Annotated in this window: 19 protein-coding genes; 11 read left to right on the top strand and 8 right to left on the bottom strand. The window is 69.9% G+C overall.

What is annotated here, in order from left to right; genetic code table 11:
* Positions 1-79 precede the first annotated feature (79 nt).
* The 5 genes from IPG61_04755 (at position 80) to IPG61_04775 (ending at position 6,749) form a co-directional block, all read left to right on the top strand.
* Complete coding sequence (locus tag IPG61_04755; protein ID MBK6733385.1) at positions 80-2,770, top strand: protein kinase; 2,691 nt, start codon at positions 80-82, stop codon at positions 2,768-2,770.
* On the top strand, positions 2,767-4,446 hold the full coding sequence (locus tag IPG61_04760; GenBank protein ID MBK6733386.1) for a serine/threonine-protein kinase: 1,680 nt from the start codon (positions 2,767-2,769) through the stop codon (positions 4,444-4,446). The genes IPG61_04755 and IPG61_04760 overlap by 4 nt, the downstream gene beginning before the upstream one ends.
* Before the next feature lie 73 nt (positions 4,447-4,519).
* Complete coding sequence (locus IPG61_04765) at positions 4,520-5,443, top strand: PD40 domain-containing protein (GenBank protein ID MBK6733387.1); 924 nt, start codon at positions 4,520-4,522, stop codon at positions 5,441-5,443.
* A 106-nt stretch (positions 5,444-5,549) separates the two neighbouring features.
* Complete coding sequence (locus IPG61_04770) at positions 5,550-5,714, top strand: hypothetical protein (protein MBK6733388.1); 165 nt, start codon at positions 5,550-5,552, stop codon at positions 5,712-5,714.
* Positions 5,715-5,726: 12 nt separating this feature from the next.
* Positions 5,727-6,749: a hypothetical protein gene (locus IPG61_04775; GenBank protein ID MBK6733389.1), complete on the top strand. Its 1,023-nt coding sequence runs from the start codon at positions 5,727-5,729 to the stop codon at positions 6,747-6,749.
* A 62-nt stretch (positions 6,750-6,811) separates the two neighbouring features.
* Here IPG61_04775 and IPG61_04780 read toward each other — a convergent pair whose 3' ends face one another.
* Positions 6,812-8,575, bottom strand: a complete 1,764-nt coding sequence (locus tag IPG61_04780) for a DUF115 domain-containing protein (GenBank protein MBK6733390.1) — start codon at positions 8,573-8,575, stop codon at positions 6,812-6,814.
* 55 nt (positions 8,576-8,630) lie between these two features.
* On the opposite strand from IPG61_04780, the gene IPG61_04785 reads away from it, so the two are divergent.
* A complete protein-coding gene (locus tag IPG61_04785) occupies positions 8,631-9,131 on the top strand; it encodes an OsmC family peroxiredoxin (protein MBK6733391.1) in 501 nt (166 codons plus the stop codon).
* 5 nt (positions 9,132-9,136) lie between these two features.
* On the opposite strand, the gene IPG61_04790 is transcribed toward IPG61_04785, so the two are convergent.
* From IPG61_04790 to IPG61_04815, 6 genes are all read right to left on the bottom strand, one after another.
* A complete protein-coding gene (locus IPG61_04790; GenBank protein MBK6733392.1) occupies positions 9,137-9,784 on the bottom strand; it encodes a hypothetical protein in 648 nt (215 codons plus the stop codon).
* Between the two features lie 112 nt (positions 9,785-9,896).
* Complete coding sequence (locus IPG61_04795) at positions 9,897-11,246, bottom strand: alkaline phosphatase family protein (protein MBK6733393.1); 1,350 nt, start codon at positions 11,244-11,246, stop codon at positions 9,897-9,899.
* A gap of 1 nt (position 11,247) precedes the next feature.
* Positions 11,248-12,069 carry a hypothetical protein gene (locus IPG61_04800; GenBank protein MBK6733394.1) on the bottom strand — a complete coding sequence of 274 codons (822 nt, stop codon included), beginning with the start codon at positions 12,067-12,069 and terminating at the stop codon, positions 11,248-11,250.
* A 14-nt stretch (positions 12,070-12,083) separates the two neighbouring features.
* The gene (locus tag IPG61_04805; GenBank protein MBK6733395.1) at positions 12,084-12,281 is read right to left on the bottom strand and encodes a hypothetical protein; all 198 of its coding nucleotides are present in this window, start codon (positions 12,279-12,281) and stop codon (positions 12,084-12,086) included.
* Between the two features lie 37 nt (positions 12,282-12,318).
* A complete protein-coding gene (locus IPG61_04810; GenBank protein ID MBK6733396.1) occupies positions 12,319-14,307 on the bottom strand; it encodes an alkaline phosphatase family protein in 1,989 nt (662 codons plus the stop codon).
* Positions 14,304-16,412, bottom strand: a complete 2,109-nt coding sequence (locus tag IPG61_04815) for an alkaline phosphatase family protein (protein MBK6733397.1) — start codon at positions 16,410-16,412, stop codon at positions 14,304-14,306. Before IPG61_04815 ends, IPG61_04810 begins: the two co-directional genes overlap by 4 nt.
* A 367-nt stretch (positions 16,413-16,779) precedes the next feature.
* Between IPG61_04815 and IPG61_04820 the strand changes: the two genes are divergently transcribed.
* The 4 genes from IPG61_04820 to IPG61_04835 all read left to right on the top strand — a co-directional run bounded on the left by IPG61_04820 (position 16,780) and on the right by IPG61_04835 (position 20,758).
* Complete coding sequence (locus IPG61_04820) at positions 16,780-18,351, top strand: hypothetical protein (protein MBK6733398.1); 1,572 nt, start codon at positions 16,780-16,782, stop codon at positions 18,349-18,351.
* An 8-nt stretch (positions 18,352-18,359) separates the two neighbouring features.
* Positions 18,360-18,683, top strand: coding sequence for a hypothetical protein (locus IPG61_04825; GenBank protein MBK6733399.1), 324 nt, complete (start codon positions 18,360-18,362; stop codon positions 18,681-18,683).
* A gap of 1 nt (position 18,684) precedes the next feature.
* Positions 18,685-20,082, top strand: coding sequence for an HD domain-containing protein (locus tag IPG61_04830; protein MBK6733400.1), 1,398 nt, complete (start codon positions 18,685-18,687; stop codon positions 20,080-20,082).
* Between the two features lie 154 nt (positions 20,083-20,236).
* Positions 20,237-20,758, top strand: a complete 522-nt coding sequence (locus IPG61_04835; protein MBK6733401.1) for a manganese efflux pump — start codon at positions 20,237-20,239, stop codon at positions 20,756-20,758.
* Between the two features lie 15 nt (positions 20,759-20,773).
* On the opposite strand, the gene IPG61_04840 is transcribed toward IPG61_04835, so the two are convergent.
* Positions 20,774-21,193, bottom strand: coding sequence for a bacteriohemerythrin (locus tag IPG61_04840; protein MBK6733402.1), 420 nt, complete (start codon positions 21,191-21,193; stop codon positions 20,774-20,776).
* Positions 21,194-21,369: 176 nt separating this feature from the next.
* Here IPG61_04840 and IPG61_04845 point away from each other — a divergent pair, with 176 nt between their 5' ends.
* The gene (locus IPG61_04845; GenBank protein ID MBK6733403.1) at positions 21,370-22,578 is read left to right on the top strand and encodes a PDZ domain-containing protein; all 1,209 of its coding nucleotides are present in this window, start codon (positions 21,370-21,372) and stop codon (positions 22,576-22,578) included.
* Positions 22,579-22,600 lie beyond the last annotated feature (22 nt).

A 22,600-nucleotide genomic window follows, 5' to 3' on the forward strand; every position in this document is an offset into this window, starting at 1 on the left:
AATGAATTCGGAATAATTTTATCATGTTTCGATCGCCGCCGGCCGCCCCCGGCACCTTCCCCGGTTCCTGGAGGACACGATGGCGCTCGCCGCCGGCACCCGCCTTGGCCCCTACGAGATCGTCGCCCCCCTCGGCGCCGGCGGCATGGGCGAGGTCTACCGCGCGAAGGACACGCGCCTGGGCCGCGACGTCGCGGTCAAGGTGCTGCCCTCGCACCTGTCGGCCAGCGCCGAGGTGCGCGCGCGCTTCGAGCGCGAGGCCCGCGCCGTCTCCTCGCTCAACCACCCCCACATCTGCACGCTGCACGACGTCGGGCGCGAAGGCGACACCGACTACCTGGTCATGGAGCTGGTCGACGGCGAAACCCTGGCCGAGCGCCTGACGCGCGGTGCCCTGCCGCTTGCCGACGTGCTGCGCATCGGCGGCCAGGTCGCCGACGCCCTAAACCGGGCCCACCGGGCCGGCGTGGTGCACCGCGACCTCAAGCCGGGCAACGTCATGCTGACGAAGACCGGCGCCAAGCTGCTGGATTTCGGACTGGCGGCGGCGTCACGGCCGGCCGATGCCGCCGGCAGCGCCGGCACCCTGACGAACATGCCGACGATGACCTCGCCCCTGACGACCAACGGGATGATCATCGGCACGCTCGCCTACATGGCGCCCGAGCAACTGGAGGGCAAGGAGACCGACGCCCGCGCCGACCTCTGGTCGCTCGGCTGCGTCCTCTATGAGATGGCGACCGGCAAGCGTCCGTTCGAGGGCGCCAGCCAGGCGAGCCTGATCACCGCGATCATGTCGTCGACGCCGCCCCCGTTACCGTCGCTGGCGCCGCTGACGCCGCCGACCCTCGAACGCATCGTCCGGCAGTGCCTGGCGAAGGATCCTGACGAACGGTGGCAGAACGCGGGCGACCTGGGTCGGGAGTTGAAGTGGCTGGCGACCGGTAGCCAGGACATCACTGCGGCAGGTGCCACGGGAGCTCCGGAAACACGACATGGATCCAGCCGCTGGCCCTGGCTGGTGGCCGGGATCGCCGTGCTGGCGGCGCTGGCGGCGTTCGTGGTTCCACGGTTCGGCGGAAAGGAACTTCCGGCGCCGCCGATGCGCTTCGCCGTGACGGCGCCGGCAGGACTGCTCCTCAGTGACAGCGCCAACGCCTCGGCGATTTCACCGGACGGGCGCTGGCTGGTCTTTACCGCGGCGGATTCAAGCGGACGCTCGAGCCTGTGGCTGCGCGAACTGGCGGGTCTGACTGCGCGGCCGCTGGCCGGCACCGAGAACGCACTCATCCCGTTCTGGTCACCGGACAGCCGCCGGCTCGGCTTCTTCAGCGACGGCCGGATGAAGAAGGTGGCAATCGCTGGCGGTTCGCCCGAAGTGATCTGCGCCGTGCCCGACCCACGCGGAGCCTGCTGGGGCCCGGGAGGTGACATCATCTTTTCTCCGTCGGCCGCGGGAGCGCTCTGGCGCGTATCCGCCGACGGCGGCGAGGCTGTGGAGATCCTCAAGCCGGACGCCGCCCGCAAGGAGACCGCCTTCCGTTTCCCGGAGTTCCTGCCGGACGGACGGCACTTCACGTTCGTGGTCCTGCCCGTCCGCCAGAACGGCTATGAGATCCACCTGGGCTCGCTCGGCTCCACGGAACGGACCCTGTTGACCAACTCCGACGGTGCGGTGCTCTACGCCCCGCCCGGATACCTGCTGCTTTCCCGCAACGGGCGCCTGCTGGCCCAGCCGTTCGACGCGCGGAGCCTGAAGCTGACCGGCAAGCCGATCACCGTCGGGGAAGCGCCGATCGTCAAGGGCTACGACGGTGCAAGCGCCCTCTCGATCTCCAGCAGCGGCGTCCTGTCGCATCCGAACGGCGTGCTGTCGAACACGGTGCTCGTCCTGCTGGACCGCTCCGGACGTCGTCTGGCCACCGTGCCCGCGGCAGCGGGACGCTACGAGGAAATGGCCGTTGCACCGGACGGACGGCACGCCGTGGTGGGCCGGCGCATTGCGCCGACGGAAATGGAGATGCTCCTGCTCGACCTGGCCCGCGGCACCTCGATCCGCCTGCCTGCGGCGCCGTCGAACTTCCTCCTGTCGTTCGTCTGGTCGCCCGACGGACGGCAGTACGCCTTCGGCTCCAATACCAACGGCCCGCAGGACGTCTTCGTCAGGACGCTGGACCCGGCAACGGAACCGGAGCTGGCCTTCGGCTCGGACAACATCTTCAAGAACGTGCACGACTGGACGCCGGACGGGAAGTACCTCCTTTTCGAGCAACCCGACCCGGAGACAGGCTGGGACGTCTGGATGGTCCCGCTCGAGGGCGAGCGCCGGCCCGTGCCGGTCGCGCGGTCGCGCGCCAATGAAGGGGGAGGCTGGATCTCACCGGACGGCCGCTGGGTCGCCTATCGCTCCGACGAGTCGGGACGCGACCAGATCTACGCCCAGGCCTTTCCCGTGGCGGCAGGTCGCCAGCAGCTCACCACGAACGGGGTCATACCGTTCAGCTCCACCAGTTCGGTCAGCTGGTCGGCCGACGGCAGCGAGGTCCTCGTCCAGGAACCCGACGGCACCGTCCGCGCCATCGACGTGCGCATGGGCGACTACCTGCAGGTGGGCGCTTCGCGCGTGCTGTTCCAGTCCCCGCCGGGGCTCGTCTACCTGGCCCCGAGCGAGGACCACCAGCGATTCCTGGCCTCCATCGCGGTCGGCCAGGCGGAGCCGCCGTCCCTGTCGGTCGTGCTGAACTGGATGCAGGGTACGGAGGCGCCATGACATTGACTCCCGGCACCCGCCTCGGCCCCTACGAGATCGTCGCCCCTCTCGGCGCCGGCGGCATGGGCGAGGTCTACCGCGCGAAGGACACGCGCCTGGGCCGCGAGGTCGCGGTCAAGGTGCTGCCGCAGCACCTGACGGCGAACCCCGAGATACGCGCCCGCTTCGAGCGCGAGGCGAAGACGATCTCGTCGCTCAACCACCACCACATCTGCACGCTGCACGACATCGGTCGCGAAGGCGACACGGACTACCTGGTGATGGAGCTGGTCGATGGCGAGACGCTGGCGCAGCGCCTGGTGAAAGGCGCGCTGCCGGTCGCCGACGTGCTGCGGATCGGCGCCCAGATCGCCGATGCGCTGGACCGCGCCCACCGCGCCGGCGTCATCCACCGCGACCTGAAGCCCGGCAACGTGATGTTGACGAAATCCGGTGCCAAGCTGATGGACTTCGGCCTGGCGCGCGCCACCGGCCTGACCGGCCCGCCGGGCAGCGCGTCCATGGCGACGATGACGCACTCGCCGACGATGGCGGCACCACTGACGGCCGAAGGCACCATCCTCGGCACCTTCCAGTACATGTCGCCCGAGCAGCTCGAGGGCGTCGACGCCGACGCGCGCAGCGACCTTTGGGCCCTCGGCTGCGTGCTGTACGAGATGGCGACCGGCAAGCGCGCGTTCGAGGGACGCAGCCAGGCCACGCTCATCTCGGCGATCATGACCACCCAGCCGCCGCCGGTGTCGCAGAATGCACCCCTGAGCCCGCCGGAGCTCGACCGCCTGGTGAGCGCCTGCCTGGCCAAGGACCCGGCCGACCGCGTGCAGAGCGCGCACGATGTGAAACTGCAATTGCAGTGGGCCGGCGAGGGCGGTTCGCGACTGGGCGCCCCCGCAATCACCGGGAGCACGCACGCACGATCCCGCCGTCGTTTGCTGCTTCTGGCTCTGCCCCTTCTCGCGGGTGTTCTGGGCCTGGCGGCCATCATCATTTCGGTCCGGGAACTTCGCTCGAAGCCGTCGGCCGTGCTTTCGGTGCAGGTGCCGGTGCCGCCCAACCTGCGCCTGACCTCGTTCTGGTCGGACAGTGCCATCTCGCCCGATGGTCGCTGGGTCGTTGCCTCGGGCGCACGCGACACCGGCGAACGGCGCCTGTGGCTGTGGGACCTGAAGACGGCAGCCCTTCGCGACCTGCCCGAAACGGAGCAGGGCTTCTTCCCCTCGTGGTCACCCGACAGCCGGGCGTTCGTGCACTTCCGCCAGAATGTGAACGGCCTGTTCCGCGTCGATGCTGGCGGCGGTCCTTCCACGCGATTGTGCGACGCGGTCTGGGGACGCGGCGCCAGCTGGGGCAGCCGCGGCAACATCGTCTTCGCCCCGAACGCGACCGGTCCGATCCTGAGTATCGCGGCCGGAGGCGGCGCGACCACCCAGGTCACGGAGCTTGACGAGTCGCTCCGGGAGACCGCGCATCGATTCCCGCATTTCCTTCCCGACGGCGAGCATTTCCTGTACGCGGCGCTGCCGGCCGGCCCCGACGGCTTTCCGATCTACGTCGGATCGCTGTCGTCCCGCGACAGGAAGCTGGTCATGCGCAGCGATTGCGCGCCCATCTACGCCGAGCCGGGGTATCTCGCGTGCGTCAGGACCGCAAGGGGACGGCCCGGCGCTTCGACCTGAAGCGACTGGAGCCGGTCGGCGGAAGTTCACGATCGCCGCCGCGCCGCCGCAATCCGATTTTACGGCCGAACCGGTGGCCACGGCTTCACGCGACCAGCGCCTGCTGTTTCCGGCAATCAGCCTTCCCTTCGCGCGGCTGGAGTGGCTCGACCGCGCAGGCGCCTCGCTCGGCGTTGTGGCCATTCCGGACGGTCATTGGAGCCTCGGTTCGCTTTCGCACGACGGCCGCCTCGCATCGGTGGCCAACGGCCGCCAACTCTGGCAGGTTGATCTCGAAAGGAACGTCGCTTCGCGGCTGAGCAACGACATGTCCTGGCCGCTGGCGACCGCCTGGTCGCCCGACGGTCGCCGACTGGCGTTCGACGCCATGAACCAGGGACGTTCCGGCATCATCCTGATGAACGCCGGCGGGAGCGGCGCGGTCGATAGCGTGCGCACGCTCGATGCCGTTTTCCAGGAAGTGGCGGACTGGGCACCCGACGGCCAGTCACTCCTGGTCGCGGTCATCAGCCGGTCCGACAGCGGCGGCGGCGAGACCAGTTGGGACCTGTGGACGGTACCCCTCGGCGGCGGCGCGCCGACGCCCTATCTCACCACGCGCAGCTTCGAACGCTACGCCAGGTTCTCGCCCGACGGCCGCTGGATCCTGTTCGAGGTATTCGACCACGGACTGAGCAACATCTTCATCGACTCGTACCCGGTCCCGGGACATCGCGTGCCCCTGGCCACGGGTACGGAAGGCAGGTCGCTGTGGGGCCGGGGCGGCCGCGAGATCCTGTATGTGGATGATCAGAATGTCCTGATCAGCGTACCGCTCGAATTCGCCGGCGACGACGTCAGGCCCGGACGGCCGAACCGGCTGTTCCGGCTGCCGGGCGGCACGACCGAAATGGACACCCACGACGGCGAGCGGTTCCTGGTCAGCACCTCCATCGCGGCGCCCTCGGGCACGTCGCTGCAGCTGATCCTCGGCTGGACGGGGCTGTTTTCGCGCTGAAGGAACCTGCTGGCCCGTCCTGCGTAGATAGCCTATTGTCCTGATTGGGAATTGCCCCCAGACCCGGCCGCCCCCCGGCGGCCGGAAACGAGACAGGAGACCATCCATGCGCAGCCCCGTGCTTGCCGGCGTCCTGACGGCGCTGGTCCTGGGCGCGGCCGCAGCCTCGGCCCTGGCCGACGATAGCGGACCCGCCACCTTCACCGACGCGCTGGCACTCGCCCAGCAGCAGAACAAGGTCCTCGTCATCGACTTCTACACCGATTGGTGACCCAGCTGCAAGGTGTTCGCCCGTGAGGCGAGCAGCAGCGACATCATCAAGGGCGCCCTCGCCAACGTCGTCTTCTTCAAGGTCGATTGCGAAAAGGGCGAAGGCCCGGCCATCGCCGAGAAGTACAGTGTCCGCGGCTATCCCACCTACTACGCCGTGAACGCGGCCGGGGAACCGGTCGAGCGCTGGATCGGCTACGACGGCGCCGAGGCCTTCGCCAGAGCCGTCGCGGCAGCGACGCGCGACACGCGCACACTCGTCGCGAAGAAGGAAGCCTTCGCGAAGCAGCCCACCGCCGACCTGGCGCTTTCGCTGGCCAACGACGTCGCCACCGGCTACGACTGGGCCGGCGCCGTGAAGTACTTCAAGCAGGCCCGCGAACTGGACCCGGCGCGCGCCGACGAATGCACGCGCAACATCTTCATGTACATGTTCTACGGCGCCGACGACGGCGGCTTCGCCTTCGACGAGATAAAGGCCGAAGCCGACCGTGTGCTGGCCATCAAGGCCACCACGCGCGAGGACCGCATCGACCTTGCCTCGATGATCATCCAGCTGGCCCGCAAGCAGGACCGTGTACCCGACGGCGTGCCCTACCTGGAGCGCGCATTGGCGGAAGCGGAAGGCCTGCCGGAAGACTCGCCGGCCGCCCGCACCGTCCGCGGCCTGAGGGTGGACCACGCGCTGCTCGTGGAGAAGGACATCCCCAAGGCCGTCGGGCTCCGCAAGGCCATGCTGCCGGAGAACTGGGAGCAGGACCCGAAGCGCCTGAACCAGTTCGCCTGGTGGTGCTGCGAGAACGGCATCAACCTGGAAGAGGCCGAGGCGCTGGTGATGCGCGCCGTGGAGCTGTCGGACAACGATGCCGACCGCGCCAACTACCTCGATACCGCAGCCGATGTCTGCCTGAAGCGGGGCAATTGCGAGGAAGCCATCGCCCGCATCAAGCAGGCGATCGAGCTGGCGCCGGATCGCGACTACTTCAAGGAGCAGCTCGCGAAGTTCGAGGCTGCGCTGGCGCAGAAGAAGGGCTGACGCGAGGCGATTCCGCCGAGCCATGAGCGAGGAAGAGCGCCGGTGCCCCGCACCGGCGCTCTCTATTTCCGGGAGGCTGCGACCAGCGGCCCGTAGAGATCCGCCAGCTCGCGCGCCCCCTCGGCAACGATCCCGCTGATGCGCCCGCTCTGCCGCAGGGACCAGGCCGTCGTCGCCACCTTGTCCGCCGCCGGCGGCATCTCCCCGTCGCGGGAAACGGCCAGCGAGCGCTCGCCGACCAGGGCATTGAGCAGCCGCGTCGAACGGGTCAGCACGGCCAGCCGCGACTCTGCCGCGGCCAGGCGGCCCAGCTGCCCGTCCAGGCCGCCGAAGCGACCCGCCTCGAGGTCCTTCAAGGCGCGGGCGGCCAACCGTCCCGCCTGCGCGGCGGCCTCGCCGGCCTGCGCCACCACCGACAGTTCGGCGGCAACCTCGCGCCACAGCGGCTGTGGATCCGTTGCGGGCGCCGAGTCCAGCACCTGGGCGATGAGTTCGCGCGCCGCCAGCGGCGGCGGCGCCGCGGCGGTGCTCCAGTCGGCCAGCGACGACTCGGTGAACCCGTGGATGCGCGCGCCGCCCTCGGTGGCATTCACCAGCACGCGATCGCGGGCCCAGGTCTCGGCGGCGCCCTCGAACCAGAGCCGGTAGGAGTTGAAGATGGGCCGCGTCAGCACCTCGCCGCCACCCCAGGCCGGCGTGGTCACCGCGCTCCAGTGCCCGGCGTTCGGCTTGTCCTCGAACCAGTGGTACACGCGCCCGGCCCCGGGCTCGTAGCGCACGCGCCGCGTCGCCTGCTCGGTGCCGCCGGCATGCGTGCGGCCGTCGGTCAGCGCCAGGTCCATCCCCACCAGCACGAGCGGATCGCAGCCCAGCAGGTGCAGGGCCGAGAAGGCGACGCAGGCCACACTGCCGCCGCTCTCCAGTCGGCGGCAACCACGGGCGCGCTGCAGCCAGTCGCCCGGCACACTGCCGCCGAGCGCCACGGCCAGGCGCGCCCCTGCCGGCACCGCGAAGTGCGCCGGGTGCCCGAGCGGCCCCGGCAACAGTGTCATGCGATCGAGATGCGGGACGCCGGCGAAATGGCCGCTCACGTCGTTGGCCTCGATCACGACCACGAGCTCGGGTACGATCCCGTACCGCGCCAACGCCGGCAGCGCCGTGCTGGCGGCGCAGAGCAGGACGTGGCCCTGCAGCCCGCGCAGTACTTCCAGATTGAGATCCAGCGACGGACCGGCGCCCACGACGATGCCGGGGCGCCCGGCGAACCGGCCGGCCAGCAGGTCGACCGGCGGCATGGCCGCCACCTGGGGCAAGTTCACGGCAAGGTTCCGCAGCCACGTCCCGGCCGAACGCGTGAGCGTGGCGCTGCGGATGCGCGCGTCGGTCAGCGCCTGCCGCACGGCAGCGGCGAATCGTGCGAACGACTCCGGCTCGGCAACGCGCAAGGCGGGAATGGCCCCGGCCAGCACCTGACGCGCCGCGAGGTCGTTCATCCCGGCCGCCGCGGCCATCAGGGCAGCCAGCGAGTCGAGCACCTGCACGCCCGACGGAGGCGACGGCGCGCCGGCCAGCGGCCGCGGCTCGAAGACGATAATGATCGCGGTGGTGCGGGCGCGCAGCGCCTCGGCATAGGCCCCGTCGCCGTAGCCGAAGAAGAAGACCAGCTCCGGCTGCCGGTCGCCCAGGAAGGCCGCGATCTCACGAGCGGCCAGTTCCCGGCCGCCAGCGGACGCAGGCAGGCCGCCGGGAGCGGCCACCGGCGCGCAGCCGACGCCAGCCTCCGCTCCGGGCCCGTCCACAGCCAATTCCTTGCCGAGCAACGACATCACACTCCCGGGGACACGCCGGGGCGCGCGGACAGCCGGGCGGGGAATCCCCGACATGGCGTCCGCGCGAAGCCTCGGCTACCGTGACTGCGAGGGCATTGCAACCGCCATACCGGCGCCGTCTCGAATCGGGGGGTCATCCGTGAAACGTACCGCCAACGCAGCCTGGTCCGGCAACCTGAAGACCGGCCATGGCCGCTTCAGCGTGGGCAGCGGCGCCATCAAGAACCAGAAGTACGACTTCCGCACGCGATTCGAGGACGAACCGGGCACCAACCCCGAGGAACTGATCGCCGCCGCCCACGCCGCCTGCTTCAGCATGGCGTTCAGCGCCCAGCTCGGTGAGCGCGGCATCACGCCCGACTCGATCGAGACCGCCTGCGCCGTGACGTTCGAGAACCTGGCGCTCACCCGCAGCGTGCTGACCACGACGGTCACCGCGCGCGGCGCCGACCGCGCCAAGGTCGATGAGGCAGCCGCGGCCGCGAAGGCCGGCTGCCCCATCTCGAAGGTGCTCAATCTGGAGATCGCGCTGGAACTGGCAATCGTCGTGTAGCCCGGTCAGGGACAGCGTGCGCCCATCGAGCGCGCCAGCAGCGGGATGTCGGCCAGGTCGATGTGTCCATCGGCGTGAAGATCAGCCGCAAACCTGTACTCACCGTAGTACCCTGCCGCGAAGAGCGCGACGTCGTTGAGAGACACCGCACGGTCGCCGTTCAGGTCTGGACTGTTGAAGTGCAGGTCCAGCGTCGTCGTGGTGTACAACGGCGCGCCGTTGATCACGACCACGCACGGCCCCGGGCTGTTGCCGCCCGCATGCAGCGGCAACACCCAGCGCATCAGACCCGACGCGTCGGAGTTGTTATCGGCGATCGTGCCACCGAGACAGGGAACGAAATTCCCGCCGGTGGACTCCAGCCAGACGTCGTTGCGGGAAAAATTCGGGACCGGTCCGCAGGGGTCGGACAACATCAACGCGATCGTCGCGTCGACCGGCGTGCCGTCGGGACGTCGCGCCTGCGTGAACGACGGTCCCGAACCATCGGGCACCACGAGCAGCGTGGCGGGCCCGCCTGCCGCCGCGTTCCAGACCACGACGCTGTAACTGAGATCAGGCAGGCCCGTCACCGGGTCGTTGGGATCACACTCGGCGATGGCCGGCGTTGCGAATGCCACGAACAACAACGTGGCCGCGATCCGATTCCACATGGCTTTTCCCCTTCCTGCCCCGTAAGACCACCACCTCAGCTTACCGAGAAGCAAGCGGCCGGCGCAACGAAGTTCGCGTCGCCGGCCGAGTATCCCAGGGTCGTGACCTGTACTATTTGATGTAACCCAGCGAGCGCAGCTGCCGCCGGATCTCCTCCTCGACGGCGCTATCCTCTTCCGCCACAACACCCCCGACCGCCGGCCGCAGCGCCAGGTACGATGCCACGCGGTTCTTCTCGATGTGCGCCACGCGATCGGTGCCCTTGTCGGTCAGGCCTGTGGCCAGCACGACGCCGGGCATGTCGCCGGCGGGCGGAAGGTCGAGCAGCGCCAGCAGCGTCGGGCAGATGTCGAGCAACTGCAGGTGACCGAAGTTCGCCCCGGCCACGTGCAGCGGACTGCGCACCATGAAGATGCCCCACTCCGAATGCTCGACGGTGCCCTTGCCCTCGGGGCGCGGCCCGTAGAACCCGTGATCCGAGACGATGACGGCCGGGCGATCGGGCGGGAACCACGAGAGCACTTCGCCGACGGCCTCGTCGCTCCACTCGTAGTAGCGGCGCACGACTTCGCGGAAGGCCGCCAGCTCCGCCTGGTCGCCGCGCCAAGCGTTGGCCTCGATCGCCATGTAGTGATAGAAGCCGTGGCTGATCATGTCCGGGCCGCGCAGGTAGAAGAAGAAGAGGTCGAAGTCGCGCGCGGCCTTCAGGCGGCGAGCCACGTTCAGGTAGGCGAGGTCGGCGGCCCAGATCTCGCGCAGTTTCTGCGTCTGCTGTGGATGGGCCAATTCCAGCGCAGCCACATCGGCGCCCGCGGGCAGGAAACGTGCGAGTTGCTGCGCCGTGAGGGAGGCCGGGTCCACACGGCACTCCAGCACCGCCGTGGTCAGCGAGTCGGGATCGACCAGGCCCGCCAGCGGCTTGCCGCGATCCCGGCCGTAGGGCAGGTAGTCGCTGACCATCACGCCGTCGATGGGCCGCGCCGGGTAGGTGGTCCACATGCCGCTGACGAACGTGCTCCGGCCGGCGGCGCCGAGGATGTCCCAGAGCGCGGGCGCGTGCCAGGCGCTGCCGGTCACCGGCTTCTGTCCGGAGCCCTTCACGAAGCTGTCGACACCGTGCACGGCGGGCATCACGCCGGTGCAGATGCTCGCCCACAGCAGCGGCGACTTCTCCAGCGGGTAGAACGACTGCATGCGTCCCGACGCGGACTGCGCCCGGAACGCCTTCAGGTGCGGCAACCGGCCTTCGGCCATCATCGGGTCCAGCAGGCGCCAGTCGGCCGAGTCGACGCCGATCACGAGGAGCTTCGGCGTCGCATCCTTCTCTGCGCCGCCGCCGGGCGAGGGTTTGGCAGCGGTGCCGCCCTTGTCTGCGCCGCTCTTCTCACCGCCGCAGCCCGCCAGCAACACCACCGCTGCCGCCAGCCACCACGCTCCCGCACCACGTCCGCCGATCACCATCTCAGATCTCCACCTTCAACACGTTCTTGAGCGCCAGCCCGCCGGCCAGCGACACCAGCATGAAAGCGACGAGCCAGTCCAGTTCGACGCCCAGGTAGCTCACGGTGCGCGCCGGATACCGCAGCCGAGTCTCCAGCACGGGGCCGCTGCCCGCCAACTGCTTCTCGCCGGGATACAGCAGGGCGTGGGTCCAGCTCGTGCTCGCCGTCTCAGCCGTGCGCGGCAGGCCGGTGCCGGCCGCCAGCGAACGCTGCGCCACAGCCTGCCCGCCCAGCGTCACCGTCAATTCATGTCTCCCCGGCGCGGCGGCCCTCACGCGCCAGGCCGCGGCGCCGCCGGCCCGATCGCGCACGGGACCGGCCTCGACGACGACGCCCGCAGGCGCCGACAGCTGCAGTTCGTCGAGCCGCGCCGCTGCGGAAGGCGCCAGCGTCACCGCGAGCACCGAGCTTTCGCCCACGTGCAGCGGTCGCCGCGCATAGCGGGCCTCGAGTTGTCCCAGGGTGAGCAGCATGGGCAGGAGCATCACGACGAGGGCCGGCAGGCTCAGGGACACATAGCGCAGGTTCGCGAGCGCCAGGTCGCGCTGGATGCGCCCGACCACGCGCAGGTGCTCCTGGTACAGGCCCATCTCGAAGATGTGGCCGACCAGCCGGTCGCGGGCCGCGGCCAGCCGCGCCTGCGGCGTCACGACGCGGAACAGCAGCAGCGCCCACACCGCCGAAAGCACCGACACCACGATCAGGCCCCAGGCGGGCGCCCCGGCAAAGGGCGCCAGCACGAGGTCGAACACGCGTCCGACAATGCCGTTCACGACGTTCATTCAGGAGGCACCGCTCACGAAATGTACCCCAGCCCCTGCATGCGCTTGCGGATCTCGTCCTCCGAGTCGCCGCCCTCCTCGAACTTGGCGATCTCGCGTTCCAGCACGTGGCGCACGAATTCCTCCGGCGTCGCGTAGCCCGCGATGCCGGCGTACTTCTTCACCTTCGCCAGGAGGTCCTTTTCGAGCTTGATCGACGGTCCGCCGAACATCGCCGCCCCTTTCGCCCGCGCACGCGGGCCCCACGTTTCACTCGCTGAACAGGTCGCCGCCCACCATGTCCGCCGGCACCGGCACCCCGAACAGCGTCAGGATGGTCGGCGCCATGTCCACCAGCGCCGGATTGGCGCGCCGGACCGGCCGGTTGACCAGCAGCACGCCCGGCACCTCGTCGGCGGCCATGCAATGGTCGCCGCTCCACTTGAGCATGTTGTCGCTGAACTCCGACTCGGTCACCCGGCCCAGCGCCGACTCGTTGCTGCCGCGCCAGCCGCGATGGTACCCGACGACGATGTCCGGCCCGGTGTCGCGCATCGCGCCGTGATACACCTCGTCGGCGCGGTACGCGTACTTGATCGCGGGCTTGCCGTCGAGCGGATCGGTCACCGCTTCCAGTTCCGCCTTGAGCCGGGCCAGCAGCCCCTGCGCCTCGGCGCCCGGCTGCACGATGCCCTCGCGCTCGCGTCCGGCCAGGTTCAGGTACAACCCGTTCAGCCCGATGGCGTAGGCGCGCGTGCGCGACCAGTCGACGTGCCGCAGCATGTCAACTTCTGTGGGCATGGTGCCCTCGTCGAGCACCAGGTAGCCGTGGTTCATCAGCCAGGTGTTCACATGGAAGGCGCGGTTCCACGGCGCGAAGCCGTGGTCGCTCATGACCATGATCAGCGCATCGCTGCCCGCGCGGTCGATCGCCAGGCCCAGCGCGCGGTCCAGGTCGCGGTAGACATCACGGATGCGGCCGGCGTGCGCCGGGTCAGCGTGCGCGTGCGTGGGCGAACCCGGATCCATGTTACGCCATGTCATGTGGCAGGTCTGGTCCGGCGAGTTGAAGTAGAAGTACAGCAACCCGCGCTCCACACCGGCAAAGCGATCGAGTTCGGACTTCAGCTGCGCCAGGTGCTCAGCCATCACGAGTTCGCTCTGGCGCACGAAGTCGGCGTCGGCGAAGAACCCGTTCTCCAGGGCGCTGGTGTCGTCGGGCAGTCCCTGCGTGTAGAAAAGGCCCGTTTCCTCCGCCAGTTCGCGGCTGTAGCCGCCGGGCGTGCTGATCGGCATCTCCGGGCGTTCCGGATCCAGCTGCACCGGCGTGGCGTAGAGCTTCAGGTGCGGCGACGTGCTGATGAGGTAGTAGCGACAGATGCCGTGCACCGACTTCAGCAGGGGCACCATCGGGAAGTCGACCGGCACCCAGTCGCTCCACTCGCCCGCCTTCAGCACCACTTCGTGCGTGCCGGCGCGCAGCCAGACGGCCCCGTGCTCCTGGTCCACCACGCCCTCGACGGCCGCCAGCACCTCGGGGTCGCCCTGGCGCCACGTGTTGCGGGGCCCGGCCAGCGTGGCGGTGAAGCGTCCGTCCTGCAGGTACACCGACTCCACGCGTCCTCCCGCCAGGTCGCGCTCAACCGGCGGGTCGGTGGTGATCAGCGTCGAGATCCCGTAGCTGCCGGTGATGTCGGGCGTCCCCATGCCCGACAGCGAGCGCACTTCACAATCGACGGGCGGGAAGTTCGCCGGCACCTTGAAGATGGTGGCGTCCACGTCGGCACCCGGCAGCAGCTCCCAGAACGCCGTGCCCTGGCGCAGGTTCTTCACCTTGCCGGTGCCGCGCGGAATCTTCCACTTGCCCAGCTTCCAGAACTTGTCGGGCGCACTCGCTTCGCTGGCCGAGAAGCGCGGCAGCATCGTCTGCGGATCGCGGTGGATGAAGTCGAAGATGCCGTGGCCGCCCGGATCACGCCCGGTGATGAAGTTCGACCAGGCCACCGGCGACTGCGGCGGGATCGCGGTGCCGAACGGCGTCACGACGGCGCCCTGCGCCAGGAAGCGGCTGAAGTTCGGCAGCGCGCCCTCGTCCAGGTACTGGCGCAGCAGCACCGGATCCATGCCGTCGAACCCGAGGATGAGCACGCGCGGACCGGCCTCCGCTGCGGCCTCCGCATTGCGCAACCCCGGTCCGGCCGCAGTCACGGCCGACACCGCGAGCAGCACCACGATCGCCTGCCTGCAACACTGCCTCATGCCGCCTCCCCATCGCCGCTGAAGATGCTGCGCCCGGTCATGTGCGCAGGGCGCGGCAGCCCCAGCAGGTCCAGCACCGTCGGGGCCAGGTCCACCAGGTTGGGCTTTCCGGCCGCGAACGGCAGCGAACTGAACAGCACGCCGGGCACCTGCCGCGGATCCATGCAATGGTCGCCCGACCAGCTGCGGGTGTTGTCGGAGATGACCACGCCCGACACCGCGCCCACCGCCGCGTCCCAGTCGGCGCGGTAGCCCGGCTTGTAGCCGACGATCACGTCGGGGCCGTTCTCGCGGTAGGGCCCGTGGTAGACGTCCTCGCCGGCCCACAGCTCGGTGATGGCTTCCTGCCCGCCGCGCCCCGGGTCGGGCAGCCCGCGCAGGCGGTCGATGATCTCGCGCTTGAGCGTCGCCACCTGGGCGGGCTCCACGCAACCGTCGTGCTCGCGGCCCTTCACGTTGAGGTAGAAGCCGGCCAGCCCGTTGGTATAGGCGCGCGTGCGCGGCCAGTCGATGTCGCCCACCTCGAAGCGGCGGCCGTCGGGAATCGCCGGCAGCGGCCCATCGGCCGGGTCGCCCTTCAGGTAGAGATAGCCGTTCCCGCGGAACCAGGCATTCAGGTTCACGCCGCGCTGGAACTGCTTGAACCCGTGGTCGGAGGCGACCAGCAGCACGTCGCCCTTGCGCAGCTTCGCGCGCGTCTCGCCCACCAGCGCGTCGGCGCGGCGGTACAGGTCGAGGATGGCGTCCTTGTGCTTCTCGGTATCCTTGCCGCGGTTCGCCGGGTGTTCCGGGTCCAGGTAGCGGAAGAACATGTGCTGGATGCGGTCGGTGGCGTCGAACACGACGGAGACCACGCCCTCGGGCGTGCGGTCGAGCGCGTGCAGGAACTGCCGCCGCCGCTCCTCGTGGATGGCGTAGGCCTGCTCGAGGAACGCCTGCTCGTCGATGACACGCTCGTTGAGCGCCCAGGTGTCCTCGGCCAGCCCGAGCGTGGCGAACGGCCCGTGCAGCTTGGCCAGGGCCATCGCCAGGTGCGGCGGGTTGCTGATGGGCACGGCCGGCTTTGCGGGGTCGATGTGCAGCGGCGTCACGTAGAACGTGAACCGCGGCGCGAACGCCGTCACGCGCAGGCGGCAGATGCCGTGCGCCTGCTGCGACCCGCGGCCGAAGGCGACCGGGATCCAGTCCGAGTACTCGTCGGCGCCCAGCGTGAACGTGCGGCCGGCCATCGTGAACCGCGCGCGCGACGCAGCCCTGTCCACCGCGACCGTCACGGCAACCGTCAGCGGGCCCGAGCCGTCCGGGGCATCGGGCCCCGGCAGCCTGCCCGTGAAGGCGTCGCCATCGCGCTCCAGCAACAGCCGCACGCCGCCGGTGGTCATCGTCGCTTCGGCCGTGCCGGCCGCCGCCGGCTCACGGAATTCGGTGAAGGTGCCCTGGGTGCCGCGCAGGTCGGGCACGCACATCGCCGACAGCAGCTTGCCGCCGAAGCGATCGGGCGGAAAGGTGATCGGCACGCGCAGGATGCTCGTGGCCACGCCGGCCTCGGCGCACGTGGTCCAGAACGGCTTGCTGCGCTTGAGCGACTCGAAGGGATGGCCGCCGCCCGGCAGGCTGAACGGTCCGATCTTCCGCGCCGGCGCGCGCCGCAGCCGCGTGGACGACAACGTCGGCAGGTGCGTCAGGCGGTCGCGCGTGAGGAAATCGAAGATGTTGTGGCCCGACGCGTCGACACCCGTGGCGAACGTCGACCAGCCCACCGGCGACATCGCCGGCCAGGTGGTGCCCAACGGACGGAAGCCGCCCTCGCGGCGCAGCGCATCGAGATGCGGCAGCTGCCCCTCGTCCAGCCAGCGGCGGGTAAGGATCGGGTCCAGTCCATCGAGCCCGAGCACCACCACGCGGCGGGCCTGCGCGCCCTTGCGGCGACCGCGGCCGCGCAGCGAGCGGATCGCCAGCCGCGCCGGCCAGAGCAGCAGCGCCAGCAGGGCCAGGAGGATGCCCGCCAACGCGAACAGGAACGAACCGCCGAGCGCAAAGCCGGCGCCCGGCCCGATGTAGGCCGGGACCGGGTGCAGCGCGGCGAGTAAGGTCAGCGGCAGCATCGTCTCGTGGAATCCTCAGGGACAGGGATGGGCAAGGACCTGTGCGGACACGGACCGGCGGCGGGCCCGGCTCCAGATGGTAACCCGGGGGGAAAACCCGGGCAACCCGGCCCTGGCGCGGCAGTTCCCGCCTTCCGCCCCCGCCGGGGGATAACTCGGCGCATCTGTTCGATAATGATAATCTTTTTTGAATATCGCGACGAAGAAAAATCGCGCCTGGGGACAACTTTTTCCGGGGCGACGACATTTCCCGCACACCGGGAGCCCGGCCCCGCGCCCCTTCCTGATCAAGCGTATCCGATTCCGGCCGACAAGAGGAGGGACCGGCCGACTCCCTTGCCCGCCAGCCATGAAGGCACAGGTCCCGATGCAGAGCATCGCCACCAGCGAAACGATCTTCGATGCCACCGGCCAGGCGCTGGGCCCGGATGCCGCCACGTTCGTGAAGTCGCTCGACCGGCTGCTCACCGTCGGCACGTACTACGCGCTCGAGCACGAGCAGTACCACCGGGCTTCCGAGACGGCCTGCGCCGGCATCGTCGCCGCGATCGGCACGCGCCCCTCGCTGGCGATCGAGATCGCCGCCGCAGGCCTCGTGATCGACGGCCAGACGCTCGACCCGCGCCTGCGCGTGGTGCGCCAGCTGCACGAGCTGCTGGTCGCGCTCAATGTCGCGCGCCTCGAGTTCTCCGCGCGCCTCAATGCCGCGGACCTCAGGCAGGCCCTGGCGGCGCTGAATGACCATCGTCTGATGATGAGCCAGTCGCACTCCTTCCGCGAAGTGACCATCAGCAACCTGCCGCCGACCGTCAGCGTGGCGAGCCGCCGCGTGGGCGTCGGTGAAGACGCGTCGAACGCCGCCTTCGACGGGGTGCTCGAGGCCTGGCGCGAATCGTCGCAGGCGAGCGAGGCGGGAGAGCCGGCCGCCGATCCCCTGGCGATCATCCACGAGTTCACCTCGCTGCTGCGCCAGGCCATCGAGGCGCAGGGCAACGACGCGGGCCACGCGGGCGGGCTGCCGGCAACGGCGCGCGCGGCTTGTGCCGCGCGGAGCTGGGAAGCGCGGTGGGAGCTGCGCGGCCTGCTTGAACGCGATCGCGACGCGAACGACATCACCGAGCTGATGAAGCTGGCCCGTCAGGCCATCACCGTCAGCGGCGATGCCCGGCGCGCGCGGGTCATCTTCGACGAGCTGCGCCGGAAGATCGGCGCCGAATCGGTGGAGCCGACGCCCAGTTCATCCCTGGAGGCGATCGACGAGGACTTCGAGCTGGGTATCAATGACCTGGCATTGCGCGTCGTTGAACTGGCGTCCCGCCCGGAGTCGGTTCCCGACCCCGGACGCGAGTCGCGTCGCGACCAGCTCGCCATCTGCCTCGCAATGGTGGCCACCGGCCCGCGGGCGCCGCGTGACGAACCGCTGCTGGACATCCTCCGCCGGGCCTGCGCCGACCCGGGGTTGCGTCCCGACGAGATGGCGGCACTGGGCGAACTGCTGACCGCTTTCGCGCAGGTGGCGGGGACCGCCACTGCCGACCGGGCGGCGGGGGCGATTCTCGGGGCGGCCCGCGCCGAGAACCCCGCGCTGGTCAGCGCTGTCTGGGCCGAAGTCGACAGTTCGTGGCCGCCGGCCGTGCGCGACTTCCTGTGGCCCCACCTCGTCAACGACCTGCTGCTCGGCCTCCCGGCGGCGCCCGAGCCCCTTGTCGCGCGACTGTGGCAACTGGCTGCATCGCTGGAGGTCGCTGATGCCCTCGGGCGCCTGGACCGCCTGTCGCCCCTGCCGGGGGCGCTGAATCCGGTGGCTGCGGAGCAGGTCTTCCTGGTGGCGCCGTCCCGGGTGCGCAGCATCCATGCGGTGCTCCTGCACCTGGCAGGGAGCGAACATCATGGTCCGCGCCTGTATCGCGCGCTGCTGAAACGCCCCCCGATCGATTGACCGGCATCGTGATGGGGGCCGTTCGCGGCTACGAGCCGGACGATCGACACCTGTACATCACGCTCCTGCGCGACGGCGGTCGCCCGCAGCCGTCCCGCGAACTGAAGCAACTGGTCGTGCCGCTCCTGCTGGGGATGGTCGACTCGCTGCCGAAGGATCGGCGCACCGAGCATTGGGTGCCCGGCGCCATCACCTGGCTGGCCGCGACCGCTCCCATTGCCGCGGCACCGCTGCTGCAGCGCATCGTGAATGAGCGGCGCCTGCTCACGAAGCGGGTGTGGCCGGAGGCCTGCCGCGTCGCGGCGCAATCGCCCTCCGGGCCGGGGAAATGACATGGAACAGCGCTTCAGCGACGTGATCATCCGGCTGGCCAACGGTATCAGCCAGCGCCGCATGTACTTCGATGCGCACCCGCGCGTCATCGCCACCAGCCGCGAGGTGGCCGCCGACATCACGGCGCTGCTGCGCGACACGGATTCCGACACCCTCGCATTCGGCGTCTTCGGCGGGAAGTTCGTGCGCAACGGCCGCTATCTCGTGGGGCCGTCCATCGCGGGTCGCGCACTGATCGACTTCGCCGAGCGCCTCGGCTGCGGCGGCTTCGCATTCCGTGCGCCCGTGACGGCGGAAGACCTCACGACCTTCTTCCGGCTCGGCGCCGAGCGCGGCGAGCCCTTCGCGAGCCTGGCCGAGGCCCAGTCGGCGTTCGTCGCGGGCGGACTGTCGGGCGTCACGCTGGCGGCGCCGCTCGTCGAGGACAACGGCGAGACCCCCGCCATCGACGACGGCGGCGGGCACGACCACGACGCGCAGTCGGAGTCCGGCGCTGTCGGCACGGCCGATTTCGCGACGCTGGTCCATATCTACCAGGCGATGTACGACACGGTCGCCTGCAACGCGCTGGCCGTGCTCCACGACGGCTCCGTCGATTTCGACCGCGCACGCTCTGCCGGCGCCGGACTCGTGGACCTGGCCGACCGCAATGCCCTGGACGTGATGCAGTTCCTGCGCTACCCCGACTACGACAGCTACACCATCGGGCATTCCGTGCGCGTGGCGGCGCTGTCGGCAATGGTGGCGCGCGAGCTCGGCTGGCCGCCCGACGCACTGGCCGAACTGGCGACGGCCGGCCTGCTGCACGACGTGGGCAAGGGCCGCATTCCCGCCGAGATCCTCTTCAAGCCCGGCCGCCTTGACGACGACGAGCGCCGCGTCATCGAGACCCACCCGGCGGTAGGCGCCCGGATCCTCCTGGACAACGGTGAAGCCAGCGCACTCGTGCTGTCGGCCACCTGGGGTCACCACCTGCGGCACGGCGGCGGCGGCTACCCCGATGTGCCGGGCTGCCGATGCCTCGGCATCGTGCCGGAGCTCATCCATGTCTGCGACGTGTTCGAGGCCCTCACCGCGCGTCGCCCCTACAAGAAGCCGATGTCGCCGCGCCGCGCCTTCGAGATCATGCTGGGCGACGAGACGGCCTACCATCCGCGGTTGCTGGCGGCGCTGGTCAACACGCTGGGCCTGTATCCCCCGGGCAGCGAGGTGCGCCTGAGCGACCGCCGGACCGCTGTCGTGGTGGCGCGCGGCACCTCGCTCGCCCGCCCCCGCCTGCGCGTGACCCGCGAGGCGGACGGCGATCTTATTCCCCGCGACGACAGGCCCTACGTGGACCTGCGCACGTGTGCCGACCTGGACATCACCGGGATCGTCTCGGTGGGCGCTGCCATCTAGGCGGAACCCCTCGAAGCCGCTCCGCGGACGAGGACTGGCGCCGCGCCCGGTCGCCTTCCATCATTGGAAACCGAACCGGACCCCCTACCGACTGTCCCCATGGAGCCGCGGCTTGGGTATCGGGCACTACATCGTCATTGCCTGCGGACTGGCCATGGACGCGACCGCGGTCTGCCTGGGTACCGCGGCCACCGGCAGGGCCCGCGGCGGGCGCGCGGCCTTCCGCCTGGTCTTCCATTTCGGGCTATTCCAGATGCTGATGCCGCTGGTCGGCTGGGTGCTCGGGCGGGGCCTGGTCGGCGTCTTCCACACGATTGACCACTGGCTGGCGTTCGGGCTGCTGGCTTTCGTCGGCGGCCGCATGATCATCGCCGGCCTGCGCCACCACGACGACGAGCAGCCGCGCAGCGATCCCTCCCGCGGCTGGTCGCTCATCGCCTTGAGTGTCGCGACCAGCGTTGATGCGCTGGCCGTGGGCCTGGGATTGGCGGTGCTGGACATCGCGATCTGGCTGCCGTGCCTGCTTATCGGCGTGATCACCGCGGCGATGTCCTGGGGCGGGTTGGCGCTGGGCGGCGTGCTGCACGCGAAGTGGGGAAACCGCATGGAGGTCGGTGGCGGCGTCCTGCTGATGCTGATCGGCCTTCAGATCCTGGTGTCGCACCTGCGCGGCTGAGGGCGCCGGCGCCGGTCAGTCGGCTGCTTCAGGCACAGTCTGGCCCGCCAGCACGGGGCTGTAGGCCTTGTCGTCGCGCAGGATGTGCGTCACCAGCCAGTAGGCCAGGAACTCGTGCATCTCGGCCGTGATGCGCTTGCCGGCGCCGTTGAACTCGAACTGGAACCGCTCCACCTTCTGCATCAGTTGCCGGTGCTGGCTCTGGTGCAGCTTCAGGTGCTCGTAGCCCGCCTCGGCCATCAGGCGTTCCTCGGTCGCGAAATGCTCCTGCGTGTAGCCGATCAGGTCCTTGATGATCTCGTTCATCTGCCGCGAGCCCTTGCCCCGCTGCAGGGCATCCTCGAACTTGTTGATGATCTCGACCAGATGGCGATGCTGCTCGTCGATGAGCGGCACGCCGATCTCGTATTCGGTTTTCCACTCGATGTTGGCCATCGTTGCCCGCCCCCCAAGACCTTGCCCTGACAGCAGATCGGACCACACCGGCGCCCCCGCCGACCGGTACGGGCGCCCCAGGGAGTGATCGGCCCGACCGGCCGGTTCTTGACCACTTTCGGGTGACGGCAGGACCGGCCCGCCGCCGGTGGGAACCTGCGCCCGCCCTGGACGTTATGACGGCCGAATCCCCTCCACCGAGCCTCCGAAAGGACAGCGCCATGTTCGCGTTCACGGCTGCCAGACGCCCCCTGGGCGTGGCCGCATCGCTCTTCTCGCTGCTCGTGATCGTTGCCGCGGCCGCGCCGGCCGCCGCCGCCGAGCAGGGTTACCTCGGCATCATGCTCCAGGACCTGACCCCGAGCATCAGCAAGGCCCTGCAGATGGGCGACCGCCCCGGCGTCATCGTCAACGACGTGGTCGACGGCAGCCCTGCCGAAAAAGCAGGCCTGCAGGACGGCGACGTCATCCTGGAACTCAACGGACAGGCCGCCACGAACCAGGCGGCCCTGACCGAAGCCGTGCGGGCGCTGGCCCCCGGCGACAAGGCCAATCTCGTGGTCCTGCGCGACGGCCGGCAGACGAAGCTCGCGGCGGTGGCCGGCAAGCGCGAGTCCAGGGTCGAATGGCCCGCCGCGCCTGATGCCGAACAGATGAAGGAATTCGAGAAGCTGCAGAAGCTCGAGGGGCTGGAAGGCCTGAAGAACCTCAAGGACCTCGAGGGCATGCAGTGGTTCGAGGACGGCGACACCAGGGTCATGGTGCTCCCCAAGGGTGACGGCAAGGCGCCGCGCGCCTTCTTCCACGGCGAAGGCGATGGCGACCACCAGGTCATCATCCGCACGATGGACGACGACCGTGGCTGGCTCGGCCTGCGCATGGACGCGCTGAACGGCCAGCTGGGCGAGTATTTCGGCGTGAAGGACGGGGCCGGCGTGCTGGTGACCGAGGTCGTCGGGGACAGTCCGGCCGCGAAGGCCGGACTGCGCGCCGGCGATGTCATCGTCAAGGCCGGCGACACCGAAGTGGGCACGCCGGACGCGCTGCACGAGGCGATGGCCGGCACCAAGGCGGGCGACGAAATTTCGCTGCAGGTTCTGCGCAAGGGCAGCCGGCAGACCGTCACGGCAACGCTGGGCGAGATGCCCGGCGACGCGATGGAAGGCCGGCGCATCGAGATCATCCGCGACGGCGAGGGCGACGACGCCAGGGCGATCGCCCCGCGCATGTTGCGGCGCCTGGGCCGCGACGGCGCTCCCGGAGAGGAGCGCGAAGTCATCATCGAACGGCGGAACCTCGCCGACGACGACCTCGACTCCGTGCGCGAGGAAATGGAAGCGCTGCGTCGGGAACTGAAGGAAATGCGCAAGGAGCTCAAGCGCTAGCAGCGACCACAGACCGCCGGCC

The sequence above is a fragment of the bacterium genome, from assembly GCA_016703265.1.
Taxonomy (GTDB): domain Bacteria; phylum Krumholzibacteriota; class Krumholzibacteriia; order LZORAL124-64-63; family LZORAL124-64-63; genus CAINDZ01.

Excerpts from the sequence above, each read along its gene's own strand:
- IPG61_04780 (MBK6733390.1), bottom strand. The coding sequence starts at position 8,575 with ATGTCGTTGCTCGGCAAGGAATTGGCTGTGGACGGGCCCGGAGCGGAG.
- IPG61_04795 (MBK6733393.1), bottom strand. The coding sequence starts at position 11,246 with ATGGTGATCGGCGGACGTGGTGCGGGAGCGTGGTGGCTGGCGGCAGCG.
- IPG61_04800 (MBK6733394.1), bottom strand. The coding sequence starts at position 12,069 with ATGAACGTCGTGAACGGCATTGTCGGACGCGTGTTCGACCTCGTGCTG.
- IPG61_04755 (MBK6733385.1), top strand. The coding sequence starts at position 80 with ATGGCGCTCGCCGCCGGCACCCGCCTTGGCCCCTACGAGATCGTCGCC.
- IPG61_04820 (MBK6733398.1), top strand. The coding sequence starts at position 16,780 with ATGCAGAGCATCGCCACCAGCGAAACGATCTTCGATGCCACCGGCCAG.
- IPG61_04840 (MBK6733402.1), bottom strand. The coding sequence starts at position 21,193 with ATGGCCAACATCGAGTGGAAAACCGAATACGAGATCGGCGTGCCGCTC.
- IPG61_04760 (MBK6733386.1), top strand. The coding sequence starts at position 2,767 with ATGACATTGACTCCCGGCACCCGCCTCGGCCCCTACGAGATCGTCGCC.
- IPG61_04790 (MBK6733392.1), bottom strand. The coding sequence starts at position 9,784 with ATGTGGAATCGGATCGCGGCCACGTTGTTGTTCGTGGCATTCGCAACG.
- IPG61_04830 (MBK6733400.1), top strand. The coding sequence starts at position 18,685 with ATGGAACAGCGCTTCAGCGACGTGATCATCCGGCTGGCCAACGGTATC.
- IPG61_04845 (MBK6733403.1), top strand. The coding sequence starts at position 21,370 with ATGACGGCCGAATCCCCTCCACCGAGCCTCCGAAAGGACAGCGCCATG.
- IPG61_04815 (MBK6733397.1), bottom strand. The coding sequence starts at position 16,412 with ATGCTGCCGCTGACCTTACTCGCCGCGCTGCACCCGGTCCCGGCCTAC.
- IPG61_04805 (MBK6733395.1), bottom strand. The coding sequence starts at position 12,281 with ATGTTCGGCGGACCGTCGATCAAGCTCGAAAAGGACCTCCTGGCGAAG.
- IPG61_04770 (MBK6733388.1), top strand. The coding sequence starts at position 5,550 with ATGCGCAGCCCCGTGCTTGCCGGCGTCCTGACGGCGCTGGTCCTGGGC.
- IPG61_04785 (MBK6733391.1), top strand. The coding sequence starts at position 8,631 with ATGGCGTCCGCGCGAAGCCTCGGCTACCGTGACTGCGAGGGCATTGCA.
- IPG61_04810 (MBK6733396.1), bottom strand. The coding sequence starts at position 14,307 with ATGAGGCAGTGTTGCAGGCAGGCGATCGTGGTGCTGCTCGCGGTGTCG.
- IPG61_04835 (MBK6733401.1), top strand. The coding sequence starts at position 20,237 with ATGGACGCGACCGCGGTCTGCCTGGGTACCGCGGCCACCGGCAGGGCC.